Here is an 8,362-nt window from a genome sequence, read left to right as displayed (position 1 = left end):
CACCACATGGCTGGACACACCCCGGTAAGGATCAAACGAGCCGGATCACACCGTTTGTGGCTCGCTGTATCCGTAATGGTCGTAGTAGCCACGGAACTGACCGTTCTTCTTGGCTTTCTCGATATCGACGTGGTTGAGCACGACGCCGGTTAGCGGTGCATTGCTGTTCTGCAGCTGGCTCACGCCTTTCTGTACGTGCGGGATCAGCGTGCTGTCGGACTTGACGACATAGATCACCGCATCAGCGAGCGTCGAGAGAACCGCCGCATCGCTGACCGCCTGGCTCGGCGGCGAGTCGATGATGATGCGGTCGTAGCGACCCTTGACCACCTCAAGCAGCTTGGCGAAGCGTGGCGAAGACAGCAATTCCAGCGGATTGGACGGCACCGCTCCGGCGGCGATCATGTCCACGTTGCCAACCGTGTGGATGCATTCCTCAAGCTTGGCGTTACCGCCAATCAGGTTCACTAGGCCCGGCGTGCCCGGCTTGAAGTCGAACGCCTTGTCGAGGGTTGCGCGACGCAAGTCGGCATCGATCAACAGCACGCGATGCAGCTGGCCCATGGCAAACGCGAGGTTGGCCGATACCGAACTCTTGCCTTCGCCCGGTGCAGTCGAGGTGATCACCAGTACCTGTCGGGGCTGGCTCGCCTCGGTCAGCAGCAAGTTGGTGCGGATAGTCCGTACCGCTTCGCAGAAGCGCTTATCACCGCTGCGCTCGAACAGATGGCTGACTTCCTTGCGCAACTTACGCGGCACCTGCGGCACGATACCCATCACTGGCAGACCCAGTTTGGTTTCAACCTCTTCGGAGCTCTTGAAGGTGTTGTCGAGGATCTCGCGGATGATCGCCTGAGCAATCCCCAGCACCAGCGCCAGGAACAACGCCACCACCAGAATCAGCTTCTTGTTTGGCGCGCTGGCTTCGGTTGGAGGGATGGCTGCATCGACTACCCGAGCATTGGTAGAGCTGAGGTCCGAGGTCGCGGTAGTTTCCTGCAGGCGGGTCATGAAGGTGTCGTAGAGCGCGCGATCACTTTCGACCTCACGCTGCAGGTCACGCACTTTGAACTCTTTGCGGGAAATATCCTGAATCCGGCCCTTGTTCTCGTCGAAAGACGCCTTCAACGAATTTTCGTTGGCCACGGCCAACTGATAGTTGCGCTCGATGCTGGCAACGACCTGCTCGACTTGCTGCTTCAGGCTGGCGGTGGCGGCGTTCAGATCAGATCGAGCAGATACCATCGCGGGATGTCGATTACCGTAGCGACGCGAAAGATCTTCGACGCGCGACCGCGCATGGGCCTGGTCGGCCTTGAACTGCTGGATCAGCGGATGGCCCAGAACAGCCGGCACACTGGCCAGACGCTCCCAGCCCTGGCTGCGCATGGATTCGACCTGACGGTACTGGCTTTCAGCCTCGGCACGCTCACGACGCGCATCGATCATGCGGTCGCCGGTCAGCGACAGCTCGTTGGCGCTGATGGTCCCGACGCCATCGAGATCGACCAGCCCTTCCGCGTCGAGATATTCCTGAAGGCGATCTTCCGAGGCCTGCAGGTTTTCACGCAGGGAAACCAGGCGCTCATTCATCCAGCTGGCAGCCGTCATCGACATGTCGACCTTGGCTTCCAACTGCGCCTCGATATAGGCCTGAGCCAACCGGTTCGTGGCCTGCGCGGCGGTCAGGCTGTCGGCCATGGATACCGACAGATAAACCAGCTGGCTCTTGCCCTCAACCCAGACCGAAGTGACCTCCATGAATTTCTGCGTAGCGTAATCCATGACCTCGGCTTCAGTGATCGGCTCGGGCTCCTCGCCTGTCAGGGTATCCACAAGACCACCGACGTCGAGCAACGGGCCCGGCTGCTGACGCAGATCGAACTCCGGATGCTCGGTCAGGTTCAAGTCGCGTACCACACGCTCGGCAACGCCACGGCTTTGCATCAGGCTGAGCTGCGTCTGCAGGTACTCGCTGAGCTCAACGGGGGTATCGGTTGTTGGCTGGAACGACAACACCGGCGTGCCCTTGGACTCGATGAGCACCGTAGCGACAGCCTTGTAGATGGGCGTCATGCGCGATAGCAGGAGCAGGGTTAATACCGCAACGACTCCGACGAGCAGGGCAATACCCCACTTACGCGACCAGATTGCATGCCAGATCTTCTTCAGATCTATGAAGTCGCTATCAGCCGCAGGCCCAACGGGGCGCTGCCATGGTCGATCCGGGCGAACTGGGCTATTCATCAGAAGAATCCTTCATCGATGTTGATCGTGTCGCCTGGGCGAACCAGGGTGTTCATGGTGGCTTTCTCTTCCTCGCGACTGCCTTCCGAGCCGCGCAGGATGGTCATGCGTTTGGTCGAAGCACGCTCGGTCAAACCGCCCGCCAGCGCGATCGCGCGATCGAGCGTCAGGCCGGGCTGGAACGGATAGCCGCCTGGAAGCTTCACTTCACCGGCGATGTAGAACTCGCGGTAGTTGGCAACCGATACCGACACGCGCGGATCGATCAGGTAGCCATCCTTCAGCTTCTCGACCAGGAGGTTGCGAACTTCGCCTGGGGTTTTGCCATTGGCGTCCACCTCACCGATGAAGGGGAAGGTGAACGTACCGGCGTCAGTCAGGCGGATTTCTTCGAATGTCAGGTCCGGCTCGCCATGCACATTGATGCGAATGACATCGCCCGAGCCCAACTGGTATTGCGCAGCGGTAGCGCCAGCGCTGAATGCCAGCATCAACAGCAGTGAAAAGAATTTGAACATGTTCGGGATGCGCATCGGCGGCTCCTCCTTAGGCACTGGTTAATGTCCTACCTGGGCTCAAAGGCTCAGGTCGAAGCTCAGCAGGTAAACGTTACGGTCGTAGGTCTCCGAGCTCAGGCTGGAGTCGTTTTCCGTCCTGAGGTAGGAAAGGGTCACGTCAACCCAACGATCCGGTGACCAGGTCACGCCAGCGCCATAGCCGGTGCGTTCGTCGTCCCGGTTAATTCCTTCGTACTCGCGATCCGAGAAGCGATAAAGCAGTTCGGTCGAGACGCGCGACGTCCACTCGTGATCCCAGGACGCGATCGTGGTCCAGTCGTTGATGGTGCTGGCCCCGTCATCGCCTTCGTCAAAGGCGCGGCGAGAACTAATCGTGAACGCTGAATAGCTACGCGGCTTGTAGGTGACACCGACTTCCCACATGGGGCTGGTGAAGTCTTCGCGCTGATCGCTGTCGAAATCCTTGCGCTCGGCGCCCAGCTTGAATGTGCCGGAGGTCTTGGAGGTCGCATCCCAGGTTGCACCGCCCAGCAGCGCCACGTTGGTGCTGTCGCGCAGGGCGCTGGAGAGCTTATAGTCATGGTCGGTATGGCGAACTTCGACCAGTGAACGGGTTCTGGAACCCAGCCGGTGAAACCAGATGGAGTTGAACATCAAACTGTCGCGCTCTTCCGACGCGTTGATGTTGCCGCTGTTGTGGTAGCGGCGCTGCTCGTAGTTAGTACCGAATTCCAGCTGGTTGCGAGCAGTGCGGGCACCGAAACGATAAGCCGCCTGGGCGATGGCGGTGCTGTACTTGTCGTTTTCGGAATTGGTTTCGGTGTCAGCTGTCTCTTCTACCCGATGGTAGGCAAGCCCCCAGGTCAGACGGTGGCGAGAGGTGAATTCCATTGCGCTTCTGAGCCGCAGATGGTGGTCTGTATTGCTGGCTTCGGAGTCCGAATGAAAGATATCGCTGTTGAATGAGTATTCGAGTTCGTACTCACTGTTGCGATTGCCGGTCCCCAATACGAACGTGGGGTTAATACCGGTAACCCAGGATGCCTGCTCGTTATCCGACAGACCGCGGTAGTTGTCGTCATAACTTTCGCGCAAGACCAGCGTCGGGGTGAACTCGAATCCACCCAATTGGATGTACGCGGGCTCGCGCTCGGCCTGCGCCCAGCTCTGAGTCGCTGCAAGGCACAGCAGCGGTAAGCATGGAAGCGTGATCTTCCTCATTATGGAATCCCTTCTCGGAGATAAATTGTGGTGCATACCTACCCTCTGGCCGCGTCGCCTGGCTGCTGTGAGGAGGCATAGACACGCAACAGACCGCAAATATCCCCGACAGTTGCACATTCACTCGGAGGGACTCTTTTCGCGCGTCAACAAATTCTCTCGAAACGGCCCGCATGACGGCCGGCTGTCGCACGCTACCGCCTCAGACCCGGGCGCCTGGAGCGAAACATCCTGTCGAGATTGAGCCATCCGCAAGCCGCGCCAAGTCCGGCCAATCGGTCACACGCTGGTGAAACCTGGCAACGACTGAGCGCTTGCTGCACGCGCGGCTCCGTCTTGCCGCTTCACAGCAATCGTTTGCTGGACCCGGCGCAAAGGCACGGAGTTCCATGCTGTGAGGTCGGACGGTATCGACGAAGATGAGCGGTCAGTCGCTGACGGCCCAGGCGAGACGCGACCGAAACGATGCCCGGGTGAGGCGCTAACCATCCGCATTGGCGCGGACGCTGAGCTAACAGACAGGCAAGAGAATGCCCAGAGGGAGGATGCGGGCGACTGGATCGCCCGCGCAGCAGCTCAAGCGCGCTCGATACGATCAGGATAGATAGTGATGCGCCCTTGCTTGTACAGACCGCCAATGGCTTTCTTGAAATTACCCTTGCTGACACCGAACAGGCGTGCAATCTCGTCTGCGGCAGTCTTGTCGCTGACCGGCAGGCTGCCCTGATTTTCCTGCAATTTCTGCAGAATCAGCGCCTGCAACGCGTCGGCAGCCTCGCTGCCCACGGGCTGTAGGCTCAGGCTGATCTTGCCATCAGGGCGGATTTCCTTGATGTAGCCTTTCTCACGGATCCCGCCACGCAGGAACTTGAAGGCCTCGTTCTTGTGGATCAGCCCCCAATGCTTGCCGTTGATGATCGCCTTATGCCCCAGATCGGTAGGCTCGACCACCAACAGGTCGACCGCCTCGCCAACCTTGTAGCGCGCCGGCGTCTTGTCGAGGTAACGGTCCAACCGTGCCGTAGCGGTGATACGGCGGGTGTGCTTGTCGAGATAGACGTGAACGACACAGTAATCGCCCTCGTTGAGCGGCCGCTTCTCTTCCGAATGCGGTAGCAGCAAATCCTTGGGCAGGCCCCAGTCGAGAAACAGCCCGATCCGGTTGATCTCGACGACCTTCAGACTGGCGAACTCACCGACCTGTACCTTGGGCTTCTCGGTGGTTGCGATGAGCTTGTCTTCGCTGTCGAGATAGATGAAGACGTTGAGCCAGTCGTCGACCTCGGTCGGCATGTTTTTCGGAACGTACCGGTTGGGCAGCAGGATTTCGCCATCCGGACCGCCATCCAGATAGAGGCCGAAACCGGTGTGCTTGACGATTTGCAGGCTGTTGAAGCGCCCGATTGCGGCCATGTAACGATTCCTCTGGGTCGAAGGCGGCGATTCTAGCAGGCCACCCGCTTGTCGCGTGCGCACCGCTTCAGTGCACGCGATGCTGGTTTTATCGCGGCAACGCGTAGGCGATGACCGAGTCCCCGGCCTTGGTGCCGAGCGACCCGTGACCACCTGCAACGACCACAACCATCTGCCGGCCCGAACGGCTCTGGTAGGTCATCGGCGTAGCCTGTCCACCGGCCGGCAACCGCGCGCGCCAGAGCTGCTTGCCGGTGGTGACGTCATAGGCACGCACGTAGTAATCCAGCGTACTGGAGAGGAACGCCACACCGCCCGCAGTGATCACCGGCCCACCCAGGCTCGGCACACCCATTTCGAATGGCAACGGCACCGGTGCCCGATCGCGCACCGTGCCGTTCTTGCGCAGCCAATGGGTTCTACCCGTACGCAGGTCTGCGCCGGCCACGTACCCCCACGGCGGCGCCGTACATGGCAGGCCGATCGGCGAGACGAACGGCTTCAGTTCTACTGCGAATGGAGCCCCGAAGTTTTCGTTAAGGTGCGGCTCGCTGTCTGAGACATAGGTCTTCTCGTCGTTTTCGCGAGGGATCAGCCTCGAGACGAAGGGCAGATAGGAAGGCGCACTGAACACCATCTGTCGTACCGGATCGACAGCCACGCCGCCCCAGTTGAACACGCCGAAATTGCCCGGATAGATCAACGAGCCCTGCGTCGACGGCGGCGTATAGCGCCCCTCGTAACGTAACGAATTGAACTGGATGTGGCACATCATCTGGTCAATGAATGTCGCCCCCCACAGGTCGGAATCCTGCAGTTTCGGCGGCTCGTACGACAGTGCTGAAACGGGCTGCGTAGGCGCAACATAGTCACCCTCAGCGGCGCCCTGTGGCGCAGGAACCTCCCGCACCGGCAGCACCGGTTCACCCGTACGGCGATCCAGCACATAGATGTCACCCTGCTTGGTTGGCTGCACGAGTGCCGGGACCATGCCTGACTCGGTCTGGATATCGACAAGGCTCGGCTGCGCCGGCACATCCATGTCCCAGAGATCGTGGTGCACGGTCTGGAACACCCAGCGCAGTTGCCCCGTTTGCAGATCCAGCGCGACTATGGAAGACGAGAAACGCTCGCTGTTCTCGCTGCGGTTTCCGCCCCACTGATCCGGAACCTGGTTGCCCAGCGGCACGAACACCAGCCCCAGCTCTTCATCGGCGCTGGAAATGCTCCAGCTGTTCGGTGTGCTTTCGCTGTAGGTTTCGCCGGGCGCGATGGGCGCGGTCTGCTCAGGATTACCCGGGTCCCAGTTCCACTTCAGCTCGCCGGTGATGGCGTCATACGCGCGGATCACGCCGGATGGTTCGGTGGTCGAGACGTTGTCGTTGACGGCGCCACCGACGATGACCAAGTCATTGGCGACAACCGGTGGCGAAGTGGAATAGTAGAAGCCCTCCGTCACGTTCGGCATGTTCTTCCACAGATTCACCGCGCCGTTTTCGCCGAATGATTCGCAGACCTTGCCGGTATCCGGATCCAGCGCGATCAGCCGCGCATCGGCAGTGGGCATGAACAACTGCTGCTGACAGGCCTGGCCTTGCACCGGAGCCTCGCTGGTGTGATAAGACAAACCGCGACACGTCAGGTGTTGCCGATTGGTCGAGTCCGGCACCTGCGGATCGAAGCGCCAGCGTTCTTCCCCTGTCTCGGCATCCAACGCGATCACGAAGTTGTGCGGCGTGCAGATGAAGAGGCTGTCATCGATCTTCAGCGGCGTGACTTCGTAAGTGGTCTCGTTGGGATCATCTGGACGACGCACATCGCCGGTATGGTAGTGCCACACCTTCTCCAGCCGGTCGACGTTGGCCGGCGTGATCTGTGCGAGCGGCGAATAGCGGGTGCCGTGCTGGGTGCGGCCGTAGGCATGCCAGTCGCTGGCTGGCACGTTGTCAGCGGTGTTCACTTCGGCCGCCGGTGCAGCAGCCAGGGGTTGCGGAAGCATTCCTCTGATGTCATTGCTATCGGTGCTCAAGGCGTGCAGAGCCGTCGCACCCCAGAGCGCCACGGCGATCATCAGCGGAATGGCGCTACCGCCCCATGCGCGCGCACCGAAATGCTGCCAACCCAGTCGCTGGGCGATCCAAGGTGTCAGGAACCACAAACCAAGCGGCCCGATGATGCTGGCACGCGGGGCCAGCTGCCACCAGTCGAAGCCCACTTCATAGATGGCCCAACCCAGCGCACCGAGCATGACCAAGGCGTAAACCCAGAGTGCGGCGCGACGCCGAGTCCATAGCAATGCGCCCGTCAGGAGCAAACCCATTGCGAGAATCGCGAAATACCAGGTACCGCCAAGGTCGATGACTCTCCAACCACCCACCGCCAGGACCAGGCCGAGAATGATGCACAGGATTGCACTGATGGTGACCGCCACACTCCACTCCTTCGTCTTGTTGTAAGGCTTTGGGAGATGCGAAACAAATTGCCTGTTACGAACATCCCATACCGATTGCCCAATGCAGCGACGAGCACCGTCTGGGTCAGCCGATAAATCAGTGGACCGGATGCCGACGAGAATGCTCCCCGCCAGCTACAAAAACTGTCGATAAGCGGAACGGAGTCCAGCTCAGCCTGCAGCCGAGCTTGCCCAGCCAAAGCAAGCGCGCCGGGCTGTACAGGCGAAGGACAAGCAGTCGCAGCGAAAATCGAACAAAAATTAGGCAGATCTGTATAATGTCCGGTTCGACTGACCAAAGGAACCAGATGACGATGGCCTCCAAGACCACCACCGCCAAGCGCAAACCCGAACCCGCCAGCGAAACCAGCGAATCACTGGCGAGCCAGATGGCAGCCTTTCTCAAGGCTGGCGGCGAAGTTCAAAAGATCCCGAACGGGGTCAGCGGCCAGACCCAGGGCCCGTCGCGCCAGATCACCATCAGCAAGAAGTAACCGCCGCAACACCTAAC

6 protein-coding genes are annotated in these 8,362 nt (G+C 60.2%); 1 reads left to right on the top strand and 5 read right to left on the bottom strand.

The genetic code is table 11. From position 1 onward, the window contains the following. Positions 1-45: 45 nt before the first annotated feature. From PSTU_RS0117545 to PSTU_RS0117525, 5 genes are all read right to left on the bottom strand, one after another. Positions 46-2,247, bottom strand: coding sequence for a GumC family protein (locus PSTU_RS0117545; RefSeq protein ID WP_019342320.1), 2,202 nt, complete (start codon positions 2,245-2,247; stop codon positions 46-48). Beyond that, positions 2,247-2,780 (bottom strand): polysaccharide biosynthesis/export family protein, encoded by a 534-nt coding sequence (locus PSTU_RS0117540; protein WP_019342319.1) that lies wholly within the window; start codon positions 2,778-2,780, stop codon positions 2,247-2,249. Before PSTU_RS0117540 ends, PSTU_RS0117545 begins: the two co-directional genes overlap by 1 nt. A 42-nt stretch (positions 2,781-2,822) precedes the next feature. Beyond that, on the bottom strand, positions 2,823-3,986 hold the full coding sequence (locus PSTU_RS0117535; protein WP_019342318.1) for an outer membrane beta-barrel protein: 1,164 nt from the start codon (positions 3,984-3,986) through the stop codon (positions 2,823-2,825). 576 nt (positions 3,987-4,562) lie between these two features. After that, a complete protein-coding gene (locus PSTU_RS0117530; protein ID WP_019342317.1) occupies positions 4,563-5,399 on the bottom strand; it encodes a S1 RNA-binding domain-containing protein in 837 nt (278 codons plus the stop codon). Positions 5,400-5,487: 88 nt separating this feature from the next. After that, complete coding sequence (locus PSTU_RS0117525; protein WP_019342316.1) at positions 5,488-7,830, bottom strand: glucose/quinate/shikimate family membrane-bound PQQ-dependent dehydrogenase; 2,343 nt, start codon at positions 7,828-7,830, stop codon at positions 5,488-5,490. Positions 7,831-8,165: 335 nt separating this feature from the next. Here PSTU_RS0117525 and PSTU_RS0117520 point away from each other — a divergent pair, with 335 nt between their 5' ends. Continuing rightward, positions 8,166-8,345 (top strand): hypothetical protein, encoded by a 180-nt coding sequence (locus PSTU_RS0117520; protein WP_019342315.1) that lies wholly within the window; start codon positions 8,166-8,168, stop codon positions 8,343-8,345. Positions 8,346-8,362: the final 17 nt, after the last annotated feature.

The sequence above is a fragment of the Stutzerimonas stutzeri SDM-LAC genome, from assembly GCF_000235745.1.
GTDB classification, from domain to species: Bacteria; Pseudomonadota; Gammaproteobacteria; order Pseudomonadales; family Pseudomonadaceae; genus Stutzerimonas; species Stutzerimonas stutzeri_H.
This window is presented reverse-complemented; position numbering and strand designations above follow the sequence as displayed.

Coding starts and splice junctions, on each gene's coding strand:
- PSTU_RS0117545 (WP_019342320.1), bottom strand. CDS start 2,247: ATGAATAGCCCAGTTCGCCCGGATCGACCATGGCAGCGCCCCGTTGGG.
- PSTU_RS0117540 (WP_019342319.1), bottom strand. CDS start 2,780: ATGCGCATCCCGAACATGTTCAAATTCTTTTCACTGCTGTTGATGCTG.
- PSTU_RS0117535 (WP_019342318.1), bottom strand. CDS start 3,986: ATGAGGAAGATCACGCTTCCATGCTTACCGCTGCTGTGCCTTGCAGCG.
- PSTU_RS0117530 (WP_019342317.1), bottom strand. CDS start 5,399: ATGGCCGCAATCGGGCGCTTCAACAGCCTGCAAATCGTCAAGCACACC.
- PSTU_RS0117520 (WP_019342315.1), top strand. CDS start 8,166: ATGGCCTCCAAGACCACCACCGCCAAGCGCAAACCCGAACCCGCCAGC.